Annotated in this window: 17 protein-coding genes and 2 pseudogenes; 13 read left to right on the forward strand and 6 right to left on the reverse strand. The window is 63.7% G+C overall.

What is annotated here, in order from left to right:
• Positions 1-212: 212 nt before the first annotated feature.
• Both OG331_RS03050 and OG331_RS03055 read right to left on the reverse strand, forming a co-directional pair.
• Positions 213-815: a transposase gene (locus OG331_RS03050; protein ID WP_406191324.1), complete on the reverse strand. Its 603-nt coding sequence runs from the start codon at positions 813-815 to the stop codon at positions 213-215.
• Entirely contained in the window at positions 740-1,282 is a 543-nt protein-coding gene (locus OG331_RS03055) for a winged helix-turn-helix domain-containing protein (RefSeq protein WP_406190674.1), read from the reverse strand. The genes OG331_RS03050 and OG331_RS03055 overlap by 76 nt, the downstream gene beginning before the upstream one ends.
• A 306-nt stretch (positions 1,283-1,588) precedes the next feature.
• On the opposite strand from OG331_RS03055, the gene OG331_RS03060 reads away from it, so the two are divergent.
• The 3 genes from OG331_RS03060 (at position 1,589) to OG331_RS03070 (ending at position 4,110) form a co-directional block, all read left to right on the forward strand.
• A complete protein-coding gene (locus OG331_RS03060; protein WP_406191326.1) occupies positions 1,589-2,080 on the forward strand; it encodes a hypothetical protein in 492 nt (163 codons plus the stop codon).
• A gap of 2 nt (positions 2,081-2,082) precedes the next feature.
• Entirely contained in the window at positions 2,083-3,168 is a 1,086-nt protein-coding gene (locus tag OG331_RS03065; protein WP_406191327.1) for a hypothetical protein, read from the forward strand.
• Between the two features lie 285 nt (positions 3,169-3,453).
• Positions 3,454-4,110: a hypothetical protein gene (locus OG331_RS03070; protein WP_406191329.1), complete on the forward strand. Its 657-nt coding sequence runs from the start codon at positions 3,454-3,456 to the stop codon at positions 4,108-4,110.
• 194 nt (positions 4,111-4,304) lie between these two features.
• Here OG331_RS03070 and OG331_RS03075 read toward each other — a convergent pair whose 3' ends face one another.
• On the reverse strand, positions 4,305-4,454 hold the full coding sequence (locus OG331_RS03075; RefSeq protein WP_406191330.1) for a hypothetical protein: 150 nt from the start codon (positions 4,452-4,454) through the stop codon (positions 4,305-4,307).
• A gap of 96 nt (positions 4,455-4,550) precedes the next feature.
• Entirely contained in the window at positions 4,551-4,916 is a 366-nt protein-coding gene (locus OG331_RS03080; RefSeq protein WP_406191332.1) for an Hpt domain-containing protein, read from the reverse strand.
• Between the two features lie 815 nt (positions 4,917-5,731).
• On the opposite strand from OG331_RS03080, the gene OG331_RS03085 reads away from it, so the two are divergent.
• The 5 genes and pseudogenes from OG331_RS03085 to OG331_RS03105 all read left to right on the forward strand — a co-directional run bounded on the left by OG331_RS03085 (position 5,732) and on the right by OG331_RS03105 (position 15,679).
• Positions 5,732-6,916: an FIST signal transduction protein gene (locus tag OG331_RS03085; protein WP_406191334.1), complete on the forward strand. Its 1,185-nt coding sequence runs from the start codon at positions 5,732-5,734 to the stop codon at positions 6,914-6,916.
• A gap of 57 nt (positions 6,917-6,973) precedes the next feature.
• Positions 6,974-9,613 (forward strand): response regulator, encoded by a 2,640-nt coding sequence (locus tag OG331_RS03090; protein ID WP_406191336.1) that lies wholly within the window; start codon positions 6,974-6,976, stop codon positions 9,611-9,613.
• A gap of 266 nt (positions 9,614-9,879) precedes the next feature.
• On the forward strand, positions 9,880-11,694 hold the full coding sequence (locus OG331_RS03095) for a flavin-containing monooxygenase (protein ID WP_406191338.1): 1,815 nt from the start codon (positions 9,880-9,882) through the stop codon (positions 11,692-11,694).
• A 361-nt stretch (positions 11,695-12,055) separates the two neighbouring features.
• A pseudogene (locus tag OG331_RS03100) lies at positions 12,056-12,254 on the forward strand (hypothetical protein); the annotation flags it as partial.
• Between the two features lie 617 nt (positions 12,255-12,871).
• Positions 12,872-15,679: an ATP-binding protein gene (locus OG331_RS03105; RefSeq protein WP_406191340.1), complete on the forward strand. Its 2,808-nt coding sequence runs from the start codon at positions 12,872-12,874 to the stop codon at positions 15,677-15,679.
• A gap of 93 nt (positions 15,680-15,772) precedes the next feature.
• On the opposite strand, the pseudogene OG331_RS03110 reads toward OG331_RS03105, so the two are convergent.
• Positions 15,773-16,055 (reverse strand): annotated as a pseudogene (locus OG331_RS03110) (transposase); the annotation flags it as partial.
• Between the two features lie 882 nt (positions 16,056-16,937).
• On the opposite strand from OG331_RS03110, the gene OG331_RS03115 reads away from it, so the two are divergent.
• From OG331_RS03115 to OG331_RS03135, 5 genes are read left to right on the forward strand one after another with little or no spacing between them, the layout of a single operon-like run.
• Positions 16,938-17,711: an ABC transporter ATP-binding protein gene (locus OG331_RS03115; RefSeq protein WP_406191342.1), complete on the forward strand. Its 774-nt coding sequence runs from the start codon at positions 16,938-16,940 to the stop codon at positions 17,709-17,711.
• Positions 17,656-18,426 (forward strand): ABC transporter ATP-binding protein, encoded by a 771-nt coding sequence (locus OG331_RS03120; RefSeq protein ID WP_406209657.1) that lies wholly within the window; start codon positions 17,656-17,658, stop codon positions 18,424-18,426. The genes OG331_RS03115 and OG331_RS03120 overlap by 56 nt, the downstream gene beginning before the upstream one ends.
• Positions 18,427-18,437: 11 nt before the next feature.
• Entirely contained in the window at positions 18,438-19,304 is an 867-nt protein-coding gene (locus OG331_RS03125) for a branched-chain amino acid ABC transporter permease (protein ID WP_406191344.1), read from the forward strand.
• The gene (locus tag OG331_RS03130; RefSeq protein WP_406191346.1) at positions 19,301-20,338 is read left to right on the forward strand and encodes a branched-chain amino acid ABC transporter permease; all 1,038 of its coding nucleotides are present in this window, start codon (positions 19,301-19,303) and stop codon (positions 20,336-20,338) included. Before OG331_RS03125 ends, OG331_RS03130 begins: the two co-directional genes overlap by 4 nt.
• Positions 20,331-21,620 (forward strand): ABC transporter substrate-binding protein, encoded by a 1,290-nt coding sequence (locus OG331_RS03135; RefSeq protein ID WP_406191348.1) that lies wholly within the window; start codon positions 20,331-20,333, stop codon positions 21,618-21,620. Before OG331_RS03130 ends, OG331_RS03135 begins: the two co-directional genes overlap by 8 nt.
• 651 nt (positions 21,621-22,271) lie before the next feature.
• Here OG331_RS03135 and OG331_RS03140 read toward each other — a convergent pair.
• Positions 22,272-25,076 (reverse strand): AAA family ATPase, encoded by a 2,805-nt coding sequence (locus OG331_RS03140; RefSeq protein ID WP_406191350.1) that lies wholly within the window; start codon positions 25,074-25,076, stop codon positions 22,272-22,274.
• Positions 25,077-25,363: the final 287 nt, after the last annotated feature.

The raw sequence follows: 25,363 nt of genomic DNA on the forward strand, positions 1-25,363 counted from the left end.
ACGTCACGCGACTACGCCGAAGCCCTGCGCCCACCCCAGGTGCCAGCCAGACCATCACGTCATCACAAAGAAGCATGCGCGGAGGACGGGTTTGGAGTCCCATACCGCTCATATACCCACCCTGACAGATCGTCAAGGGCGGCCCTAAGGATCAGCAGCCGCACCCTTCTGAATGCTTACTCAGCTTGAACTCGTAGACGCCGGCTGGTGGATCACGGTGGTTCGATCACCAGGCCGGTCTCGGTGAGGCAGCCGTTGATCAGGTCGGGCCGGTACTGGATCTTCTTGAGCTTGCGCTTGACGATGCGGACGAGGCCGCCCAGGTCGGCGGCGACGAAGTTGGCGATGGAGCGTTTCAGGAGTGACCAGACGCCCTCGGTGGGGTTCAGCTCGGGTGCATACGCGGGCATCTGGACCACACGCAGCCACTCCTGGTGTTCGTCGGCGAACTCCTTCATCTGTGCACACAGGTGCACGTTCAGGTTGTCCCAGCACCACACGAGCGGCGCGTGCAGCTGCCGGTGAACGGCGAGGATCAGTTCGCGGTACTCGTGCCAGGCGAAGCTCTTGGGCTCGCCCTTGCGCCCGTGACAGACGTGCAGCCGGCAGAAGAAGTGCGGGCGCTCGCCGGGGCGGAAGCAGACCGCGCCGGCCACGTTGACCCGGCCGGAACCTCTGCCACGCACCCTCACCACGGGCCGTGCCCCGCGCGGGGCCCATGTGCGGCCCTTCGGCGGCCTCAGGCCCTGCCCCGCCTCGTCCTCGAAGCAGATGTAGGCGCCCAGGTCCGCCGCACTGGTTTTACCTGCGGCCACACCTCCTGCTTCCACACCTCGATGGCCTCCTCGTCCCGCTCGACGGCCCGGCGCACCGGGACCTGGCACGACCAGCCGTGGCGCCGCATCAGCTTCCACACGCCCTGCACCGTGTAGCCCACATGGAACAGCCGCCCGATCAGCGCCTTGATCCGCTTCAGCGTCCACCGCTGGTCGTCGGCGAATCCGTGCGCCGGCGGGCCGCGCCGCAGTTCTGCTTCCAGACGCGCGAACTGCCGCGCCGACAGACGCTCCGGCGACACCGGTCCCCTGGAACGCAGGGCCTGCACCCCGCCCTCGCGCCACCGCTGACGCCACAGCCGCACAGTGCGCGGCGCTACCCGTAACTCCGCCGCGACCGCACCAGAACTCTCGCCCTGCTCAAATAACTCAGCGGCCTTCAGCCGCAGTTGTTCACGTCGTTCCTGCTCGGCAGGCGTATACCCGCCCCTCTGCGCATACCGCATGAACCTGCCATACCGCAGGGATCAAGGACCGTCACGCCCTCTCGGCGTCTACGAGTTCAAGCTGAGTACCACAAGACCGCGACCCACCGAGTCAACCTGGGGCAGTTGTTCCTTTCGTGTGCGCATGCCTCCTGCGGGTGTGGTGGACGCATAGTTGGTGACCCCACTTCCCTTACACGCATTATAAGTGCCCGATCAAGTGTCCGATAGGCACTAGAAGCCAGGGCAGTGAGGTGGTTTCTTAAAGAGCGCGCTCTTTGACGGGCGGGCATTCTATATGTACCTGCGCTTTGGGAGCCATCAGGAATGACTGATACTGACCTGGTCAAAAAGTACGCCATGTGGCTGATCGATTACGTAACCAAAGGAGAATGGTGCGCCGAGCTGTATGACGACATTTACGCAACGCTACGTGATGTGATCTTTCCGCCTCAGGCATTCCTTGGAATGGCTACAGATTGGGCACAAAGCCAGGATCCCGATGTTGTAAATCTTTTCCGTATGCTCGAGAGCGCAAAAGTCTACCCGCAAGAATTGGAAGCCGCCATAATTCCCCTGTACTTCGCGCCTGAGGACGACGGGGAGGGGTACGACGACGGCCCCCAGGACGAAGCGGTATTGAGTCAGCAGGCGCCGGCTCTTCCCACGCTTGACGAGTATCCCACGCTGAAGGCCTTGACGGAAATGTGCAATGGCAATGAGGCGGGAGCGGAGCAGTTTTTGGCCCAGATGGATATCGATGATGCTCTCGTTGCCAGATTTGCCGAGTTTGAGCAACTTGTCGACGAAAGGGACTGACCGTGGAGAACGATAATCTCGGATACAAGCACAAGCCCAAGCCCAAGCCCAAGTCCAGGCGAAAAATTGTTAACACAGGTGGGGGGGACGAGCCACAAAAGGGTGCGGAGGAGGATCTGGATACCCAACAGACGCACGCGTTGGGAGACATCATGAACGCAATCCGGGAGCAGGTGAATCATGCGAAATTGATGCACGGCACAATCGCTTTTGCGCCAGGGTACCAACCGATTCCCAATCATCAGTTTGTCACCGACACAATGCTTTTCATCCAACAGAAATACCCGCATTTGAGCCCTGTCGAGATCAGTTCGATCGAGGATTACACTTGGGTGACTCTCCAAGCGAAGCTCAAGCGGCGGAGTGACCTGCGTAGAAAAGCCGATAAGTCCATGAAAAAGGAGTCCATTTCACGCGTCCGCGGTCGGACCAGCGGGGAGCGTGTACAACTATATGGGGCGGTGGCCCTTATCACTACCGGCCTGGGGTCCCTCGGTGGTGCGGGCCTGATGCTTATTCAGGCTCCGGGCTGGAGCACGCTTTCTGCAAATGCACCACCCGATCAGAATCTCACAATGAGTGGCGGTCGGGACCCAGCTTGGGCTACCGGGCAGTGGCAGGGGGCAGTGTCTACCGGAAACTACACGGGTGGTGCCGTGGCTTTGACAAGTGGGATTGCTGCCATAGGCATGGGTATCGGACTACTCAGGGCTTACATGGGATGGTGTACTCAAAAATACGACACTATTCATCGACAGGACATCGATCGCGAAAATGCAGCGGATGGAGCCGCTCCTCACGACGAGGAGCTGGACAAGATAGCGGATGATGACAAGGAAGCCGCCAAGGAATGGGCCAAGCTTCACAGTGAGACCTACAAGCTGCGGGACGAAATATTTCTTGCTTCCAGTTATTCACGCACCGAAGACGAGTCCAAGACCCTGGAACGCGTGACAAAGCTGAAGCAGGTGAGATCCGACCTCGCGAAGCTTGAGGCGTTGGTGGCCATTTTGGAAAGGCTCCGTGCGGAAGCCGAACAGGCACAAGCGGCCTACTACGATACTTATCGGGCTAATCATCCGGTGTAAGGATATTCCTCGGTGCTTCCAGTGTGGGGACCGCTGAGTGAGCCTCGATTGATTCCCTAAAGGTCATTTCGCGCCGGCTTCCTTGTCTAATCTTAGGCATGCCGGAGTCTGTCCCACGTGTGCCAGGCAGGACAATATACGACACCATCCTCACGCCTCGCCTGTTTCTGGCCGCCGACTTTCCATCAAACACTAATTTGCCCCATTGTCACTGAACGCGAGAACGTCATGCAGCATTCGCCTTTCATACCTCCGCCTCCCAACGCAGCGGGGTCTGGTCAAAAAATGACGCTGCCGGACACTTCGAAAATGACATCCACGGAAAAGTACCTCCTCTACGAAAATCTTGCTGTCCGGCGAGGCGCGGCCCGGGCGGAGCGCGAGCTCGCCGAGGGCAGGCGCATCATTTTGGGAATAAGAGTTATCACCAACACCCATGCCAATGACGGTCTGGGCCTGTACGACGATCGCTTCGTGGTGCTGTGGCGCGACACGGCAGGGAAGCATGCTGCGGAATTCCAGGGCAACACCGAGCCCGCGGCCTTCTATGAAGATGTAGGCGACGCCAGGACCAGCCGGAATGGGACTGCTGTGGGTGTCGATGTCGACGGCGACGGCCGTCGAGATTTGGGATGCATCCCGGTCGGCGTCTACACTTACTATAAAAGCCAGTCGAAGAAGTTCGGCGACGTCCTGCGTTCACGGGGAGCAATTACATCGCTCCGCGACTCTAATCATGATGGATTCTTCGACGCACGGGACTCAGTACACCCCGATTTGCAGAATGGGCTCGACGTGAATGACTTCCTATTTCATGCCGGGCTACCCGACCGCACCGGCTCGGCCGGCTGTCAAACTTTCCCGCCCGATGAATATCGCAGATTTTGGGGCGTTTTGGAGGGACAGGAAGAATTTCTTTACGTACTGATTGATGCGTCTTGACCTAGGAAGTCTGTCGGCCGAAACGCGGCCGGTCGCTGATCTGCGGGGACAGTTGTCCGGCAACCCGACTCCACAAGAACCGGGGCCCCACTCGATTCCCTGAGAGATCCGTGTCATGGCATATCTGTCCCTCAATCCTTGCAAGCTTCGTGGGTGTGCGGTTTCGGAGATCAAACGTCTGCGGGCCGAGAACGTCAAACTGCGGCGGCCGACGACGTCTTGAAGGCGGCGTCGACTTTCTTCGCGGCCGAACTCGACCGGCCATCGAAACGCTCGTAGCGTTCATCTATGAGTTCAAGAAGGTCTTCGGCGTCAAGCCGATCTGCCGTGTCCTCTCCGGCCACGGACTGAAGAGCGCAACCAGCACCTACTACGTCGCGGACCCAGCACCCGGGTGACTTCCGTCTCGGATAACTCACGACGACCACCCGAGTTCAAGCTCAGTAGGCCCTGAGAGATTCTCGGAGGTCTCTGAGGGCATTCTGCGCAAGCCGGTAGGCGTCCTGGACTTCGTTGGAAGTATCTGAGGCGTGGTCGGGTAATTCGCTTCCTGCGGCGAGCGTTTCCAGTTTTTGACACAGGGGCGCCAGTTGCTCCAAGCCGAATGTCTTGCTTTGTGACTTCAGTGTGTGGGCAGCCCGCTGCACTACCTCTGCGTCATTGTTCTGAATCCCCTGCTGCATTTGGTGGACCAGCTGGAGCGAATCCTCCAGGAACGCTTCGATGAGCTCCAGCACGATGGCGGCATCGAACGTCTCCACCAGATCCTGCACGGCCTGCGGATTCAGCACCTGTACGGCTGGCATGTCTGTCGTCACCTTTCGGCCGGACCTGGGGCTGCGGGGCCGCCCGCGATCGGTGGCCGGCGCCGGCTGACGCCCGCCCGACGGAGGGGCTGTACGGGCCGAGCCTCTCCCCCATGCCAGTCGCGCACGCTGATGCCGTGTCGCCAAACCCCTGGCGGCACTTGCAGGCCCGCGAGTCCGCCAGGCGGACAGGAAGGGGTTCAGCACCAGGCGACGGTGAAGTACTCAAGGGGGCGCCGGCACCTGACACCGTCCAACTCCTCCCCTGGAAAGGGTGAGGCTGTCATTCTACCGACCGACCAGATAGACCGCCTGCCAGGGGCAGACGCAAAAAGAATGGCAGTAGCGCACTGCTTGTCGCATCCGGTGCCGCTGGGCCTGTTATGGGTCCCTATTCCGGAACATTCCGGAGGATGCCGCATCGCACCGGCCACAGGCGCGGGTGGGCGAGGGAAGGAACTGCGTTGTTCCTACCTCAGGCGTTGTTCCTACCTCAGGATCGAGATTGCCGTTGGCAGGAGGCCGAGCGGAGGCGGCGATGCAGGCCGGCGCGGGGCCGGCTTTGCTGTCTGTGGCTGTGGGACTGTTCTGCGGACGAGGGCGTCGCGCCTGATGACGCTGATCTGGGTGGCCGTGTAGCCGGGCGTGCACGGTGCGGCATGACCGACCCGTCAACCGAAATCAAAGATCACCAGTGTCCGACCCCGCTGCCGCGTGCTAACGTTATTTAAAAGTCAGACTACTTTCGGATCATGGACTAACCCGGATCCATAGATCTGATCGTGGCTCCCGCCCTGATCTCCAGGAGTCAGGCCATGTCCACGATATTTGGCACCGGTATGAGCCGTCAGCGCAATCCGGAGGCCGCCGCACAGGAAGTTGTCGACCAGGCACTCCGTACCGGTCCTATCGATGAGCCAGATTTTGCTTTTTTGTTCGCCTCGGTCGGATATGATCAGGCCGCTCTTGTCGAGAGCGTATGGGAAGCTGCAGGGCGCATTCCCCTCGTGGGCTGTTCAGGCGAAGGAATTATTGTCGGCGACGAACCGGACGAGTCGAACTTCGCCGTTGCGCTGCTACTCGGACAGTCCGACTCCGTATCGTTCCGTCACGGCCTGGTGAGCGGCCTCAAAGAAAATTGCGGAAGTGCTGGACGGACTCTTGCGGATCAGGTCGCTCCGCTCACCGCCGATGATCGCCTGCTCTTCCTATTCCCCGACGGAATGACCGTCACTGCAGACGAGCTGCTGGCCGGGTTCGACGAGGGACTGGAAGAGGTCGGTCATCTCCCGGTCCTTGGAGGGACGGCCGCAGATAACAATACATACGAACAAAGCTATCAGTACTACGACGGCAAGGTGGCGCAGGATGGGGCAGCCTGGGCTGTCCTTTCGGGTGCGGTCCAGGTTGTACCTGTGGTCGGCCACGGCTGCGTTCCAATCGGACTGGACCTTACCCTCACCGACGTCGATCGTCAGACGGTGAAAGAAATCGACGGCAAACCGGCGATAGAGGTATTTCGCGATTACCTGTCATCGGATGAGCTGACGGACTGGCAGCCGGTCATCTTGAGCCTTCCGTTCGGATTCCCCGCAGTCGGCGCTGATGGTGTTGAAGGCTATGTCCCCTACGTTTCGCTGTCACAGAATGCCGAAACCGGGGCAATTAGGCTGCCGATTCTCGCCAGCGAGGGAACGCGCGTCCGGCTGATGCGGAGAGATATCGATCTGCTCCTCACGAGCGCCGACGAGATCGCTCGGAAGGTCAACGAGGATCTAGGCCATCGGACGCCCGACCTTATCATGCATTTTGAATGCGCAGGCCGGGGGCGGCACTTCCTTCGAGAAGAGCCGACCCGGCAACTTTTTAGGCGGCTGCAGAGCCAGCTCCCTAGCGTTCCGAGGATCGGATTCTACGGATATGGCGAGCTCTGTCCGGTATCGGGGCGAAACCGTGTGCATCAATTCACCTCGGTTGTCGCCGCGCTCGTTTGTTCCTGACGGTGGTCTGCCATGGTCCAGCAGCGAAGGGAAAGCTTCCTTGGGGAGCTGCTGCGCATGGCGGAGCAGAATCGACAGCTCAGCGACCAAGTGAAGCGCATGCTTCGAACCGAGGTAAGCTTGCGCGCTTCCCAAGAACGCCTGGACAATCAGGTCCGCCTTTACCGGCAGCTATACGAACTTGGCCGGAGATTCAACGCGGCGAACGATATCGAGGCTATTCTTGAACGCGTCATGCATTTCTGCGTGTACGAACTCAATTTTAGTCGGTGTGTAATCCTCGTCCGGTCACAGGATAAGCCGGAGCTGACGGTCCGCATGGCTGACGGATATTATGAGAAGAGGGATCGGCAGCGGATCCACGAGCTCCGGCTCCCGCTTGCTGAAGCGGCGCTCGAACCGGTTCTGTCACGGGGGGAGCAAGTTGTATGCCCTGCCTCGTGCGTGGACGCATCACTTACTGCATTGGGGGGCAAAATTGGGATGGGCGAGTATGTCGTTGTTCCCTTGGGAGGTGAGCCGAATACCCCCAGCGGACTGCTTGCCGTAGGTAACGGGGAAGAGCGCGTTCGCTATTTCACTCGGATCGTGGCAGAAGGCGACGCACTCGTCGGGTTGGCCAATATGGCCGGCCAGGCAACTTCCGCCATCAAGAATGTTCATTCCTACCAGGTGATGAGCGCAAGCGAGCAGAAGTATCGCAGGCTTTTCGAGAGCTCACGTGACGCGCATTTCATCAGCACGTCCAATGGCGAGCTTCTTGATGCCAATCAGGCCCTGCTTGATCTTTTTGGATACAGTCGGGAAGAAATACTGACCATTGAGGTGGATCAGCACTACGTCCACCCAGCGGAGCGGCTGAGGTTTCAGGAAGAGCTCGAGCGGGCTGGTTCAGTCCGTGACTTCGAGGCGACTCTGGAGACCAAGAGCGGCGTGATGATGGACTGTCTGCTGACGTCCACGGCTGAGGTAGCAGCTGACGGAAGGCCACTCACCTATCACGGAATAATTCGTGACATCACCGAACGAAAGCGGGCCGAGAGACTGCTTGCCGACTACAGTAAGACTCTGGAACGGGAGGTGTCGGAGCGTACTCAAGAGCTTCGTGCTACTCGTGAACAGGCCGTTGCTGCAAATGAGGCGAAAACCGCCTTCGTGGCTTCCATGAGCCACGAAATCCGTACGCCAATGAACGGAATAATTGGCATGACTGGGCTCTTGCTCGGTACGGATCTTTCGCCGAGTCAGCGCGAGTTTGCAGAAGTCATCCGAGGTAGCGCCGAATCGCTGTTGACTCTCATTAATGACATCCTCGATTACACCAAGATTGAATCAGGAAAGCTGGATCTTGAGCTGGACTCGTTCGATCTCCGGCAATGCATCGAGAGCGCACTTGACCTGGTTGCCACAAAATCCGAAGAGAAGCAGATAGATCTGGCCTACTTCCTGGACAAAAACGTCCCGCCGGGCATCGTGGGTGATCTGACAAGACTGCGCCAGATTCTGCTTAACCTGCTCTCGAATGCCGTGAAGTTTACCGATTCCGGCGGAGTCCTTCTCACTGTGGCCAGTGATCAGGACCCCGGTCGAGACGGGCGACGTGGCCGTCATCTCCACTTCGCTGTATGCGATACCGGCATCGGCATACCGTCGGACCGCGTGGACCGCCTGTTCCAGTCCTTCTCCCAGTTGGATTCGTCCACGACTCGGAAGTACGGTGGCACCGGTCTGGGCCTCGCGATCAGCAGGCGATTGGTCAACCTGATGGGGGGCGAGATCTGGGTCGAAAGTGATGGCATACCTGACCAGGGAAGCGTCTTCCACTTCACCATCCCCCTCCAGCCGGCAACATTGGAGAAGGAGAGGAGTTACCTGACAGAGGTCCAATCGTCGCTGGAGGGAAAACGTGCGTTGATAGTCGAGCACCATTCTGCCAGTCGAGGCATCTTGCGGCGCCTGCTCACGACTTGGGGCCTCAAGACACGTGATACCAAGTCGCTGGCGAAAGCTCTCGAGTGGCTGCAGGAGGGCGAGACGTTCGATGTCGCGGTCCTTGACGCTCCGACCGGTGGGGCAAGAGGATCCCTCTCCGCGACGGAAATCCAAAAAATTCATGCCACAGGGATCCCATCGATCCTCTTTTCGTCAGCGTTGAGGCGAAACCCAGATCTCAGGAAGATGAAATTTTCAGCTACTCTGACCAAGCCGATCAAGCCGTCGCAGCTTTTCGACGCGCTGATGGGCGTCATCCTTGGAGATACGGTTTCTGATGTTCACGCCGAATCACAGCGCCAGAAGAAGTCCGTATTTTCCGGGCCGCCTCTCAGAATTCTACTCGTCGAAGATAATCAGGTGAACCAAAAACTTGGCCTCCTTTTGCTTGAAAAGCTCGGTTACCGTGCCGACATGGCAGCGGACGGCCTGGAAGCAGTAGCTGCCGTAGAACGTCAGCCGTATGACGTCGTCTTTATGGATGTGCAAATGCCCGAACTCGACGGCCTGGAAGCCACGCGGCGCATCAGGGCCAGCCACGCCATCGCATCACGTCCTCGGATTATCGCTATGACGGCCAATGCCATGGAAGGAGACCGAGAGCGTTGCCTGGATGCCGGAATGGACGACTACATAACGAAACCGATCCGCCAAGAGGAGCTGGCCTCCGCCTTGAGAAGGTGTTGGGAACAAGAGTTGCTGTAACCAGCCTCGATTCTCATCATGGTCGAATGAGGTCCGCGTAGAAACCGCGACGCTTCAGACCGTCTCGAGGCCGGGTGTGCCTGCGGGCGACGCTACGCAGAGGGCCGTCGGATTCGAGGGCGGGTGAAATGCCGCTGAAGTCCAAGGCCGAGAGGCCAAGGCCCGGACTCGCCGCGACGGGCGTCACCATGGGAATCCCGTCGACTCGTCGCCTCGGTAGTCCGGAACCTGGGCATCGGTGACGGACGATGGCACAGGGAGGCGCCATGGCCCAGACACGTGAACTGCACGGCGCGACCACCGTTCGGCGGCTGGTCGATGCGTGGCTCTCGTCGTTCGAGGCGGCGCTCGCCGCCCGTGACGCGGAGGCGGGCGCTGATCTGTTTGCCGCCACGTCGTTCTGGCGTGACCTGGTCGCGTTCACCTGGAACATCACCACGGTCGAGAACCGTGACGGGGTGGCGGATCTGTTGCGCGCCACCATGGCGACGACCGACGCGCACCACTTCCACGTGACCGAGGAACCCACCGAGAGCGAGGGCGTGACCGAGGCGTGGCTCGGGTTCGAGACCGCAGCCGGCCGGGGCACGGGACACCTGCGGCTCACGCCTGAAGGCGCGTTCACTCTGCTCACCACGTTGTTCGAACTGAAGGGCCACGAGGAGCCGAGGGACGCGAACCGGCCGAACGGCGTCGAGCACGGCGTCAACCGTGAGCGGGTGACGTGGGCCGAGGCACGCACGGCGGAACAGGTGGAGCTGGGCAGAACACGTCAGCCGTATGTGCTCGTGGTCGGCGGCGGGCAGGCCGGCATCGCGCTCGGCGCGCGGCTGCGTCAGCTCGGGGTGCCGCATGTGGTCATCGACCGGCACGCACGTCCCGGCGACCAGTGGCGCGGCCGGTACAAGTCGCTGTGCCTGCACGACCCCGTCTGGTACGACCACCTGCCCCACCTGCCGTTCCCCCGCAACTGGCCGGTATTCTCGCCGAAGGACAAGATCGGCGACTGGCTGGAGATGTACACGCAGGTGATGGAGGTGAATTACTGGCCCTCGACGCTGTGTCGGCACGCCCGATACGACTCCGGCGCCCAGGAGTGGCACGTGAGCGTGGACCGTCACGGCGAGGAGCTGGTTCTGCGGCCGAAGCAGCTCGTGTTGGCCACCGGCATGAGCGGCAAGCCGAATATCCCGGTCCTGCCCGGGCAGGACCGCTTCCGCGGCGAGCAGCACCACAGCTCCGCCCACCCCGGCCCTGACGCATATCGCGGTAAGCGGATCGTAGTCATCGGCTCGAACAACTCGGCCTTCGACATCTGCGGTGCGCTGTGGGAAACGGGCGCGGATGTGACGATGGTCCAGCGCAGCTCGACCCACATCGTGAAGTCCGAGTCCTTGATGGACCTCGGTCTCGGCGACCTGTACTCGGAACGCGCGCTTGCGGCGGGGATCACGACGGAGAGAGCGGACCTGACGTTCGCTTCCGTGCCATACCGGATCATGCATACCGCCCAGCAACCGGTCTACGCCGCGATCAGGGAACGCGACCAGGAGTTCTATGACCGCCTCGAGGCCGCCGGCTTCCAGCACGACTGGGGCGACGACGACTCCGGACTGTTCATGAAGTACCTGCGGCGCGGGTCGGGTTACTACATCGACGTCGGCGCCGCAGACCTCGTGCTCGACGGCCGGGTGAAGCTCGCACACGGACAGGTCGTAGCGCTGACTGAATCCGCCGTACGACTGCAAGACGGGACGGAACTGCCCGCCGACCTGGTCGTGTACGCCACAGGCTACGGCTCGATGAACGGCTGGGCCGCGGATCTCATCGGCCAGGACGTCGCCGACCGGGTCGGCAAGGTGTGGGGACTCGGATCCGACACCACGAAGGACCCCGGCCCGTGGGAGGGCGAGGAACGCAACATGTGGAAACCCACACAGCAGCCGGGATTGTGGTTCCACGGCGGGAACCTGCACCAGTCGCGGCATTACTCGCTGTACCTGGCGTTGCAGCTGAAGGCACGTGCGGAGGGCATCCCGACACCGGTGTACGGCCTCCCAGAGGTGCACCACCTGTCCTGATATGCCGGGCATCCCCGACTGCTGCGAGGCGTCCAAAGCACCCACGCCGAGGCTGTTGACCTCGGTGTCTTCGCGGCCGAACGCAACCCAGTCACCTGGTCTACGTCACCCAAAAGCTGCTGCCGCGTTGACTGTTGAGGGGTGGTCTCGGGCTGGTTTCATGGGTGAGTCGAGGATGGACTGAGGGCCCTTGTCCGCGTCGTGTTCCGCAGCTCGAGACGCGAAGGACGGGGAGGAAGATGACCTGCCCCGTGTGGCCATGACGTCCAGACCCTTGGACGGTGTTTCGGTCACCGCTTCACTTCACCGCAGGAGGCGCCGGTGGGGGCGCCGGAGCCGAGGAACGGCCACGGAGCCCACTTGGGCTGTCGAGCAGACCTACGGGATCCTGACACTGCACCGGCGCCCGGCCCGTGACCACGAGCACCGCCCCTCCGCCTCCCGCCTCCCGCCTCCCGCCTCCCGCCTCCCGCCTCCCGCCTCCCGCCTCCCGCCTCTACAGGGCGATGACCCACGTCATGACCCGACGCCTCACCGGCGCGAACGCCACCGTCTGGCGCGCGGGCATGGCGGTGGCAGCGTGGACATCCGGCCCCTGCTCGACGCCCTGGACTCCGGGAAGACTCCGCCCGGGCCCTGGCCCACGACCTCCGCGCACAGATCGACGACCTGCAGACCCGGTTGTGGGAGGCCGCGATGCACCTGGAGCACCTCACACACGTCATGGCCTCGCCGACCGGCTCCCCGGCCGTCGCGCCGGACCTGCCCGAGCACCCGGACTACCCCGCATCCTCGCCGCCTTCAACCACGCGACCGGGCCGCTACGGGCCAAGGACGTCGAGAGGCCCTCGGCCACGAAATGCTGCCGAGGAACGTCGAAGGCACCCACGCCAGGCTGAAACGCCTGGTCAAACTCGGGATCCATACCGAGGCCGACACCGGCAACCCTCGCCAGGAAGTGATGGCCGGCAGAACCTCCACCAGCGTCCTTGATCCCACTCCAACCAGAACGGACGTCACCTCACGAACCGCCCACGGATAACTCGGCACCAGAGTGATCGCATGTGCCTGTTTTATGATGAAATAGGCTTGTACTGCCAATTGCTTGGTCGTGGTAATGCGTACAGCAGCCGGAGGCGAAGGGAGGCCTGCCTGGGACGGCAAGCCTCCCAAAGAGATGCAGACCGGCAGATTTTCGGGGCGCGAGACATTCCTGTCCGCGATTGATCGATGCCGCGCCCAGGTCGCTGCCGGTGACGCCTGGGCCGTGGTGATCGAGGGGGAAGCAGGCATCGGGAAAACCGCTCTGGCGCGTCAGGCGGTGGGCAGAGCCAATGGGTGGTGGGTGTGCTGGGCGGGATGCGATCCTCTGGAGCAGGACCTTCCGTTCGGCCTCATCGACCAGATCCTCCGCCGTCTGCCCTCCGAAATACCTGGCGCCGGGGACCTCATGCGGGTTCTCACCCCCAAGGCATCTCCCCTGGCGGTCGGTGGCGATCTGCTGATGATCCTTGCGGCTGCTGCCGACCGCACCCCGACAGCCATCGTGATCGATGATGTTCCGTGGGCAGACGATTACTCAGTGAATGCGCTGGGATTCGTGCTGCGCCGTTTGTTTAACGATCGGCTGCTGGTGATCTTTACTGCCCGTTCTCATGATTCCAGCGATCAGACTGCGTCTGGCGCGGACTGGCGTGCCTTGCCCCGAGCCGGGGCGCGCGTCCTGCCGGTGCAGCTGGCCGGGCTGACCGTGGACGAGACCACGCAAATGGCTGCGGATGCGGGCGGCGAGGCTCTGGGGCGCGTTGCTGTTGAGCGACTGCACCAACGTACGGCAGGTCACCCCTTGCATCTGCGATCTGTATTCAACCAGATCCCGGTCAGTGAGATCGCCGACCTCACCCAACCGCTCCCCCTGCCGGCCACGCTTCAGGCTCTCGTCCGCCAGACCCTGGCCGGGCTGCCGCAGGACGCGCGCCGCCTGGTCGAAGCCCTGGCGGTGCTCGATGGCACCACCCCACTGGCCACCGCCGCGCACCTCGCCGAGATCTCCGACCCAAGCGTTGCCCTTGCCTCCGTGCTGGCCAGCGGCCTGGCCCACTGGGAGCCCACGCAGCCTACCGCCCCGGTGCGGATCCATCACTCCCTGCAGCGTGATGCGGTCTATGAGGCGATGAGGCCCAGCCGTCGGCAGGCCCTGCACGCGCGCGCCGCCACGTTGGTGGGTGTGGAGATGGCATGGGCCCATCGCGTTGCTGCCACCGCCCGCAGCGACCCCGATCTTGTGAGAGAGCTTGCTGATGAAGCCCAGCGGCAGGCAGCCCAGGGCTGCTTCGGCCGCGCTGCCACCTTGCAGCTGTGGGCAATGGACATGTCACCGAGCCGTGAGCAACACGACCTTTTCCTCCTCGCCGCCGCTATCGGCCTGATAAACGGGCGCCTGTATCGCCGAGCCCAGGTCCTGCGTGGTGCCATCTGCCAGTGTGCTCCAAGCCCACGCCGAGATGCCGTCCTGGGCTTCCTTGCCGCTACCGCGGGAGAAGAACCGCACGAAGCCGAGAGGCTCCTCACTCGCGCCCGGGACACCGCCACTGATCCGGCTCTGCGCCTGCTCGCCGGTCGCTGGCTGGGGGCGACTCTGCTCCTGCGGGCGGACGGCCCTAAAGCCATGGCCACTTTGCATCCCGTCGTCAACGCCATATCCCCCGGCCCTGCTCGCAGTCTCGCCGTCGGGCTGCTCGCCGAGGCCACCGCTTACGCCGACGGCCCGCTGGCGGCCCTGAGAGGCATGGCCGAGGCCGGGCTGCCCGACCAGGCCACGCAAGTCCCCCAGCACGACAGCAGCTTGCTGCTCTACCGCGGCATGATCCGGGCAGAGGCAGGCCATCTGGCAGCAGCCACAGAGGATCTGACCACTCTCATCGCGCGCAAACGCACTGACCTCGAGATTCCCTCCCCGCCCGGCGAGCACGCCATCCTTGCTCTGACCCAGTACCTCACCGGCCGGTGGGCGGATGCCGCCATCAACGCCGAACAAGCACTCCTCATGGCCGAAACCCAGGCGGTGGCCTGGGCCTTTCCCATAGCGCATGCGGCCGCCGGTCTTCCTCTCGCTCAGCAAGGGAAAGGGGATGGCGCGCAGCAGCATCTCGACGCCTGCCGCCGCTTCCCCCTCTTCCCGGAGCGCACCTCTATGTACGCAATGCTGCTGCAGGCCGTGCTGGCACAGGCAGCAGCCAACCATCAGGCCGTGCTTCAGGCTCTGCGCGCTGTGGACGACCCCGCACGGGTCCCACTGACCACTCGAACCAGCCTCTGTGTGCTGTGGGCACCGCTGCTCATCGAGGCTGCCACGGCCAGCCCAGGACTGGACCATGCTGATCTGGTCCGCGCCGAGCGGGCCCTTGCCGACTATGACCAGATCACCTCCGGCGCACCAGCCTCCGCCTGCACATCTGCCTGGTTGCGCGGCCGCTTGGCCACTGCCCTGGGCCACTCACCAGACGCACTCACCCACTACCGGGCCGCTGTGGCCACTCCCGCCTCGGACCAGGACGACATCCCCCTCCACCGGGCCTTCTGCCATCGCGACCTGGCTCACCACTTGCAGGCCCTTGGCGGTCGGCAAAGGCTCGCTGAGGCGACACACCATCTTCAGGAGGCACTCGGCGTCTGCACCGCACTGGGTGCAACACCGTATGCCCTGCACATCACCGATGACCTTGCCCGACTCCATCCGCACCAAGCTCGCATCCCGCATGCCGCATTCAAGGTCGACGCCGCCTTGACCGAGCGCGAACAGACCATCGCCCATCTAGCCGCCAGGGGTCTGACCAATCAGGAAATCGCGCGCGAACTATTCCTCAGCCCGAAGACAGTCGAATACCACCTCAGCCACGTCTTCACCAAACTTCGCCTCACCAGCCGCCGCCAGTTGCGCACCTCCTTTGCCGGAGCCGCAGGCCGCTCGGTGACAGCACAATGAAATGCGGCTGCTGGATGGTCCCAGGACGAGCTGCCCGCCCGGGTCTGTCCGATCAACGGCTGATCGTGGCTGTTGAGGTTCAGTGGCCGGCAGGGGGGTGAGTCGGCCTTCGAAGGCGGTCCGGAAGGCGTTCAGCGGTGCTTTCCAGCGCATCGTCCAGCGGCGTCGGCCCTTGCCGGTCGGGTCCATGCTCGTCAGCGCCATGCAGGCGCACTTCAATGCGGCGTTTCGGCGAGGGGAAGTGCCCACGAGCCCTCACGGCCTTGCGGATGCGGGCGTTCGCACTCTCCATCGCGTTCGTCGAACAGATCACCTTGCGGATCTCGACGTCGAAGGAGAGGAGGGGCACCATCTCTGCCCAGGAGTCGTACCACAGAATAGAGTTGACCTGAAGGCGAGTTGGCGAACATGTGAGTTCCTGACTGGTTTACGCGATCCTGCAAACTGCTGACCGTTCAGCACAAAGTCCGGCTATCCTCGCCGACCGACAATGACAGAAGCCCACGGCATCTGAGCAGGACCGTGGCTTCTTCAACCTGGTCAGCAAGGCTGCCGATTGCGACGGTCCCCTTTGTGGTGACCGCTCGTTGGGCGGTCTATGGGGCAACGTCGCGGCATTGTCACGTTGTTGGGGGCGTGGCCGGCTGAGGGCATGGCGGAGGCCGGCGGCTTGTGGCTCAGCCGGTGGTGGGCAGGCTGGTGGCGCTGGTGATGTGATTCCAGATGGTGAGGCGGACCATCATCTCGAAGCGGTACCGGCCGGTGGGGTCTGAAGTGGGGTGAGATCCCTCGGAAGTACCGCCACACACAGTGCGAGATGACCTCCACCGGATGGCGGTGATTCCGGTACGACGGCACCACATCCGACACGCCCCCGCACTCTTCCCACACGGACAATCCGAAGATTCATCCCACGCCCCAGCCGGCAATGTGAAGCACCTGCTGGAAGTCAATTGTCCAGCTACCCGGCTCCATCAGAACCGGGCATACCATCTCCGCCGAACCCGGAACGGTTCAACCTCGGGCGAGTCGTCCCGGTTGACGTGGCTCCTTGACGTAGGCTGGAAGAATGTCCGCCGCTGACGTTTTCGGACGGTTGCGCCGGTGCGGATTGACTATAACGGTCAACGGTCACATGAGGTTGGAGAGTTAAGCCATATGAAGGCATGATGAGTTCCAGCAGCAATCCATCAACGGCATGGGTTGATAATCTGCACCCGGCCAAACCTGCCTCGCCGCTTGGCTGCCGGAGATACTGATGGCGCCTCCCCTGCTGGAACTCGCTGGCGTGACTGTGCGTTTGAATGGAGTGAAAGTCCTTGATGGGATTTCCCTGAGCATCCTGCCGGGGCAGGTTCTGGGTGTCATTGGCCCTAACGGGGCGGGTAAGACCACGCTGTTCAACGTGGTGTGTGGATTTGTCCGGGCAGAATCCGGTTCGGTCATCTGGAAGGGACGGAACCTGCTTCGGCACCAGACCCACAGTCTTGCTGAACTGGGTATCGCCAGGACCCTGCAGGGTCTGGGGCTCTTCCCCGGTCTCACGGTGGTGGAGAATGTGATGGCCGGGGCCACCGCCCACGCGCGGGCGGGGCTGCTCTCCGCGCTTTTGGCGCTGCGCCGGGCGGATCGTGACGAGGCAGCCCTGCGGGCGCGGGCCGGGGAGCGGCTTGCAGCTCTTGGTATCGGCGACACAGCGGACCGGATGCCGGGCGAGCTGCCCTATGGGATCCGTAAGCGGGTGGCACTGGCACGGGCGCTAGTTGCCGAGCCGGAACTGTTGTTGCTCGATGAACCTGCCGCTGGACTTTCCAGTGCGGAGATTCAGGAGCTGGCGGAGCTACTGCCCAGTCTCGAAGCCTCTGTGGTGCTGGTGGAGCACCGGATGGACCTCGTGATGAGGGTCTGTGACAACGTCGCGGTGCTCAACTTCGGGAAGTTGATCGCCCATGGCCCGCCGGACGTCGTGCGTAACGATGCTGAGGTGGTTCAGGCGTACCTGGGTAAGGGGGTCGGCGGCAGTAGTGCTTGAGATCCGTAACCTCACGGTCGACTACGGGGCGGTTCGAGCCCTGGACCAGGTGACGCTAAGCGCCCGGGAGGGCACAGTTACCGCTGTGCTCGGCGCCAACGGGGCGGGGAAGACGACGTTGCTGCGTACGATCAGCGGTCTGGTCAAGCCGACGGCGGGCAGCATCGTCTTCGTCGGACGGGAGATCAGCGGCCGGCCTGCTGAAGACATCGCCCGCCTTGGGCTGGGGCACGTCCCTGAGGGACAGGGCGTGATTCTGGAACTCACCGTCGAGGAAAACCTGCGGCTGGGCGGGCTGATCGCGCCGGGTGGGTCCAGGGAGCGCCGGGCCACCGCCGATCGTGTCTATGCGTTGTTCCCTGCCCTAGTCGAGTGCCGGGACCGCCTCGCCTCGACTCTCTCCGGTGGCGAAAGGCGCATGCTGGTGATCGGGCGGGCCTTGATGGGGGGGCCTCGGGCCCTTGTCTTGGACGAACCGTCGCTGGGCCTGGCACCTCTGGTCGTTGCTCAGCTCTTGGCCAGCGTCCGCCAACTGCGGGACGAGAGCGGGTACACGGTGGTGCTGGCTGAGCAGAACGCACGCAGTGCTCTGGCCATCGCCGACCGATCCGTCGTGCTCGATCTGGGCCGTGTAGTCCTGGACGCCGACGCCGCAACGCTCGCCGCTGACGAACAGCTCATGGACCGGCTGCGCCGTGCCTATCTGGGGTTCTAGTGCTGAGGTTCTTGAATCTGATCCTGGCCGGCCTCACGGAGGGGTTCGTGCTCGCGGCTGTCGCGCTGGCCGTGGTGCTGATCTTGCGTACGACCCAGGTCATCAACTTTGCGCAGGGCAGCATGTTGATGCTGACGACGTTCATTGCGTGGACCGTGCTGCAGCATTCCGGGTCCTACTGGCTCTCTCTGATCACAGCACTCGTTTCCGGGCTTGTCTTAGGCGCTGCTGCTGAGCGTTTCTTGATCCGCTGGGTCGAGGGCAGGCATCTGTACAACTCCGTCATCCTTACTTTCGGCCTTCTGATCGTGCTCGAAGCTGTAGCCGGCATGATCTGGGGATCGACTCTGCGGTCGTATCCAACGGCGTTCAGCGTCCAGGGCTTCACGATCGGCGGAGCTCGCCTGCTGCTGTCACCAGCCGATTTGTTCACAGTAGGCGCGGTCTGTGCCACGCTGGCTGCACTGGTGGTCATGTTCCGTTTCAGCGCTGTAGGCCTGCGTATGCGCGCCACCGCCTACGAACCGGAGATTGCACAACTGCTCGGCGTTCGGGTGAACCGGATGCTCACCCTGGGCTGGGCGCTGGCAGCCATGGTCGGGGCTCTGGCCGGAGTACTGGTGGCCCCAACCACTTCCGTCGGCCCCAGTCAGTTCGACCCGGTGTTGATCTATGGGTTCACTGCAGCGGTCATCGGCGGCCTGGAGAGCCCGGTCGGTGCCGTCGTCGGCGGTATCGTGCTCGGCTGCGTACTGAGTCTCATCTCGGGTTACGCCAGCCCGGCCCTCGGCCCGCTCGCCACTTTCGGATTCCTTATCGCCGTACTCGCAATTCGGCCCGCCGGGCTGTTCGGTTCCGCAGCCGGGAGAAAGGTATGAAAAGGACCTTTGTGCGGCACACCGTTTTCGCCATTGCGGGCCTGGCAGCCGTGGGTGTCCTGACCTCTCTAGTGTCACCGTACTGGCAGTTCGAGCTCACTCGGGCCACCTGCATGCTCTGCGCTGCCGCGGGGCTGACCGTTCTCATCGGGCTCAGCGGCCAGATCTCCGCCGGGCAAGGCGCATTCATAGCGGTGGGCGCCTACACGACAGCATTGCTGCTCAACAGCGAGCGGTCCTCGTTGATTCTGGCCCTGGTCACCTCTGCGGCGACGGCGGGCGGGGTGGGCATGCTGGTGGGCCTGGTCTGTACGCGACTGCGGAGACACTACCTGGCGGGGGCGACACTTGCGCTGGCATTGGCGTTGCCGTCCTTGACCAATCTTGGACCCCTGCGGCCTGTACTCCAGGCGGAGAACGGGCTGTCGGTGCCGATCGGCCCGCTGCCAGCCGTGTTCGGCACGAGCATCCCTGTGGCGCAGTGGCAGGCATGGGTTGCTGGTGCCAGTGCCACCGTTGTTTTGTGGCTGCTGGCAAATCTATCCGCAAGCCGGTACGGAAGGATACTGAGGGCAGTGCGTGACGACGAGGCGGCGGCGGCACTCAGCGGCATTCGCGTTGCCCGGGTACGGTTGATTGCTTTTGTCGTCTCAGCTGTCTGCGGTGGTCTGGCGGGAGGTCTGCTTGCGTGGGTGACCTCGCTTGCTGCGCCAGGAGCGTTTACATTGATCTTGTCATTGATGTTGATCGCCGCGGTCGTCATCGGCGGCCTTGGCAGCCTTATGGGTGCGATCTGGGGCTCGCTGCTGTTGGTGCTGGTTCCGATCTGGGTGTCGAATTTCTCCGTAGCGTTGGAGCTTCCGGTCCGTGTGGAGAACAACCTGCCTAATGGGGTGTTCGGAGTAATCCTCACCACCATGATCATTATCTTTCCGGCCGGGATCCAGGGAGGACTTGCCAAGGCTTGCCGCCGCGCGGGGCCCCGGATGCTCTCCCTCATGACATTTCGCCGAGCAAGGGGAAGCGATGAGTAAGCGATCAAGTGTCGTCGCAATGCTGACAGCATGCGTGGTTATGGCGGCCGGCTGCAGCAGCGATTCGTCCGAGGGCGGCGATTCGACGGGGGTGACCGACACGTCCGTCACGATCGGCAGCCATCAGCCGCTGACGGGGCCGGCTTCTCCGGGATTCGGCGACGTCGCGCCAGCGGCCAAGGCCTACTTCGACTACGTCAATGCCCGTGGCGGCGTGCACGGACGTAAGATCATCTACAAGTATCGTGACGATGCCTACGATCCCGTCCGAACTGTCAGCGTGGTCCGCCAGCTCGTAGAGCAGGACAAGGTGTTCGCCATCTTCAACGGCCTCGGCACACCGACGCACACCAAGGTCGTGGACTATCTCAACGCCCGGAAGGTGCCCGACCTCCTCGTGACATCTGGCTGCACCTGCTGGGATGCACCCGAGAAGTATCCCTACACCTTCGGCTACCTCACCGACTACGTCCGCGAGGGCAAGATCCTCGGCGCCTACATCAAGAAGAACTTCCCGGGCAAACGCGTCGCCTACTTCACCCAGGACGACCAGCTGGGCCAGGACGGCATCAAGGGACTGGACAAGGAAATCCCGGCTGCATCGGTTGTCTCCCGTCAGGTCTACCAGCCCGGCAACCTCGACATCACCCCCCAGGTTGCGGCCATTGATCAGGCCAAGGCCGACGTGATTGTGGCGTTCGGAATCCCGCAGTACACAGCACAGTTGCGCAAGGCCCAGCTCAAACTCGGCAACAGTGCCCAGCTGGTGCTGAGTACCAGCAGCGGCGGAGAGCCCACCACACTCGTGCGTCTGCTGCAGGACGCTACCCCCGACCAGAGCGCCACCTCGCTGATCCAGGGCATCATCACCGACGCGGCGGCGCCCCTGCCCAACGAAACAAGAAACCCCTGGATTCAACTCTTCACCAAGGTCCGCAACGAGTACGCGACATCATTGCCGCTCACCACAGCCATGGTCGCAGGCATGACCGCTGCCTATACCTTCGTCCAGGCGCTTCAAGTAGCCGGGCCTGACCTGACCCGGCAATCTATGGTTAGCGCCATGGAGAAGGGCGGATTCACCGGGCCGAGCTTCGTCCCGTTTGCCTTCAGCAAGACCTCTCACGCCGGCGGCACCGGCACCCGCGTCGGCAGCATCAAGGGCACCGCCATCGAGTACCAAGGCCCACCCATGACCACCGATAACGGCAATGGGCCCGTCGTACCCTATGACGCTTCGCCGGCTACCCCTCCGGCTAACGGCATCCCCACCACGAGGTAGCCCGGCACCGCGCAGGGCCACGGTGTGCGTCCAGCTGGTCGGCGATCCGCTCGATCGCACCAGCCCGGCCGAGCGGGTCCTTGCAGGCCTCGACCGCCAGACGCGTCGCACGCTCACGCAGCTCGTCGGGGTATCTACGGGGAGCAGCCATGATCGGCATCCTCCCGGGGTCTTCGATGTCTCCATCAAACCCGGGCGGTTCAGGCTCAAGATCCTGGAACGCTCCAACCGGGATAGCGGAGCATACCTTAACGATCTTCCTCAAGCGGCTTGACTCGATATAGCAGTCTTCCGTTCACCTGCGGATGACGCCTCGCGAGCGTGAAAATCGGTACGTGGGCTGTCCGCCGACGCCGCTTGGTGCTTGGGCTGTGAGCCCGTATAGCAGTCTGGTGAGGGAGCCGTCCGAGGGGCCACACACTGTCGCCTTTGAGCACGCCGATCAGCTTCTCCGTTCCCCTCAAACTCCCCGCCACCTCAGTCCCGCCCGCAAACCCGCGATCTCGTCCGCCAGCTCCAGGCCCTCGGCCACCAAGTCGCCCTCACCCCAACCACAGACTGACCGCCCACCGCACCGACATCCGGTCCGCACACGGCCCGGATGCTGCCGCCTGCCCTGCCGAAGATCGATTTTCCGTTCAGCCTCGGGGGTCATGCGGCGGTGAATTGGAGGGCGCGCAATTGGCGGCGGCTGGTGAGGTCGAGTTTGGTGTAGACGTGGCTGAGGTGGTATTCGATGGTTTTGGGGCTGAGGAAGAGCTCCTTGGCGATTTCCTGGTTGGTCATGCCCTGGGCGGCGAGGTGGGCGACGTGGTGCTCGCGTTCGGTGAGGGCATTGGCGGGGAGATGAGTGGGTGTGGCTGTGGGGTGGGTGTGGGGGTGGAGGCGAGTGAGGTCGTCGGCGGCGCGTTGGGTGTAGGGGGTGGCACCGAGGGTGGTGTAGATCTTGTGGGCGAGTCGGAGGTGGTTGGTGGCCTGGGTACGGTCGCCGTCGGTGGCCAAGAGGTGGCGGGCCAGGTCGTGGTGGAGGAAGGCGCGGTGCAGGGGGATGTCGTCGCCCGCTCGTGTGGGGGCGTTGATTCCGGCCTGGTAGTGGGTCAGGGCGGTTGTGGTGTCGCCGTGGGCGGCAGCGAGGCGGGCGTGCAGCCAATGTGAGGTCGCGGTCAGCGCGGGCGTATTGCGGGCGAGGCCAGCGCTGGCGTGGAGGGCGTCTTCGGCTCGGTGCAGGTCCTCTGGCAAGGGCTGTTGGTCGGCGGTGACAGCCTCGATGAGCAGGGGCGCCCACAACACGAGGAAGCTGGTGCGCATGCCGGGGGGGACGGTGGTCGGGTCATCGAGCGGTCGGAGCGCCTGGAGCATGGCCCGGTGGTCCGCCCTGGCCTGGGCCAGCGTCGCCTCGGCCAGCATCAGGAAGAAGGAAGAGAACGCCGGGAAGGTTCTTGCGGTGCGGCGGCAGGCTCCGAGGTGTTCCAACGCTGGTTCCCAACGCCCCTGCAGGGCATGGACGAGGACGGCGACGGCATGGCCCAGGGGCAGGCCCCATGGCTGCGCGGCGGTGTCGGCGACTAGCAGTGACTGTTCGGCGCTGATGGCGGCATCCTGCGGGTGTCCGGTGAGGTAGCGGGCGAGGGCCAGCGCGTAATGATCGGAGGGCCACACCGGGATGTTGGCGTCGGCGTGCTGGCGGGCGATGAGCGTAGTCAGATCCTCGGCGCCAGCCGACAGCTGTCCGGCGAGCATCCGCAGAAGTCCCCGGAAATACAGCAACTTGCTCTCGGGCTTGGGCACCGAGTCGGCGTGCTCGGGCAGGCCGGCCTCGGCGATCACTTCCAGACCGGCCCGCGGGCCGTCGGCGAACCCGACCGCCGTGGCGAGGGAGCCGCGCGCCCTGCAAGCAGCAGGCCCCGCCGGCACGGCGTCGACGACCGGGCGCAAGGCGGCGGCAGCCCCGGCCCCGTCAATCTGCAGGATGCAGCTGGAGCCGAGCCAGGTGCTGGCGAGCAAGTGGGTCTGGGCGTCGGAGGCAGTGGCAACAGCGTGGGTGAGCAGCTGCTCGGCGCTGTCGAAATCGCCTCTCACCGAGGCGAGCCGGCCGAGGATCGCATCGCAGCGGGCAGTGGGGACGCAGTGTTCAACGGCGTCACGCAAGGTAAGGGCACGGGCCGGCAGTTCGCCGACAAGCAGGTGGGTGGCGGCGGTCAGGAGGTGGTGTTCGTGGCCGTCGCGGGTAGGTGAAAGGTCTGCTGCCCACAGCTCCAGGGTGGCGGCGCGGTCCAGGTAGCCATGGTCGGCCAGCCGGTCGGCTTCCGCGGCGAGCTCCTCAACCAGAGACTGGGCGGCAGCGCCGGAAGCGGCGGCCACCTTGTGGGCCCAGGCCTGGTCCGCTCCGACCAGCGTGGCAGCGACGGCGTGCAGGGCGCGGCGGCGGGTGGGGGAAAGGGCCTGGTAGACGGCGTTGCGCTGCAACGGGTGGTGAATGCGCAGTGGGGTGGTGGGATTGTCCGGTTGCCACCGCAGCAGCCCGAGGGCCAGGGCCGGCCCCAACGCCCCAGAAGCGTCAGTCAAGTCGGCCAGCTGGGCGGCGATGCCCAGCGGCACGGTGGTATCCAGCACGGCCAGGGCCTCCACCAAGCGGCGCGACTCCTGCGGAAGCCGCCCCAGACTCTTGCGGATGACCGCCTCCAGACTGGAGGGCACCGGCAACGGGCGGCTGCGGTCGGCCAGCGCCTCGGGAGTGACCTCGGCCAGCAGCGACAGCAGATACAGCGGATGCCCAGCAGTCCACTCGTGCAACCGGTCCACAGCCGCCCGCCCCAGCCCCCCGAAGCCCGCCCCGGCCACAATCCGGGCCGTCTCGCCCCTGCCCAGGCCCTTCAGACGCAGCGGAAGCACCGGCGCAGCGCCCCGGGCCAGGCCCTGCCAGCCCGATCCACCCCCGGCGGGGGTGCCGCCGGAGCCAGCTTCGCCGGTCCTGGCGATGAGCACCACCAGGACCGATTCGGTGAACAGGCGGCGCACCATGAACCCCAGCGCCTTCACCGATTGCTCATCCGCCCACGGGACATCATCCACGACCACCGCCAGCGGGCCGCCATCGCTCACGGCGGCCACCACCGCCAGCAGATCGGCGCCCACCGCCAGCGGCGAGGCAGCTGGCGCCAGTGAACCCGCCAGCTCCTGCACACCGGAAGTACCTGCCGGCAGGCGACGCAGTAGCCGATCGACCACCCCATAAGGCAAGTCCTGCTCGCTGCGGTCGCACCCAGCCCAGCAGGCCCGCATCCCATCCTTGCCTGGCGCCAGCGCCCGGCGCACCAGCGCGGATTTCCCGATCCCCGAGGCCCCCTCGACCACCACCAGCCACGGCCTCCCGGCAACGGCCTCCCCACGACAGCGGGCCACCGTCTCCAGCTCCTCCTCCCGCCCCGCGAAGCCCGTTTCCCACACCCCCGACACAACAGCACTCCCCACGCCGACCAGCCCACCGGTCACTGACGGAATCCCCTCAGCGGGCCCCAGACTCATGCTCGTCACCGGCTTCCCACAACCCCACGGCAGCCCCCTTCGAGGATAGGACCGATCAGCGCCGAGGGCGTTGTCAGACATCGCGATGACCTGGTCATCCTGGTCGATGACAGCCGGCAGATGAGCCGCGGTCCGGGCCCGGGTGCGCGAGCCCCGGGCACTCACCGCTGCCCGAGGTCTGCCGGATCAGCTACTGCGACCTGTGGGTGAGGGGAACC

The organism is Streptomyces sp. NBC_01017 (assembly GCF_045162795.1).
Classification (GTDB): domain Bacteria; phylum Actinomycetota; class Actinomycetes; order Streptomycetales; family Streptomycetaceae; genus Streptomyces; species Streptomyces machairae.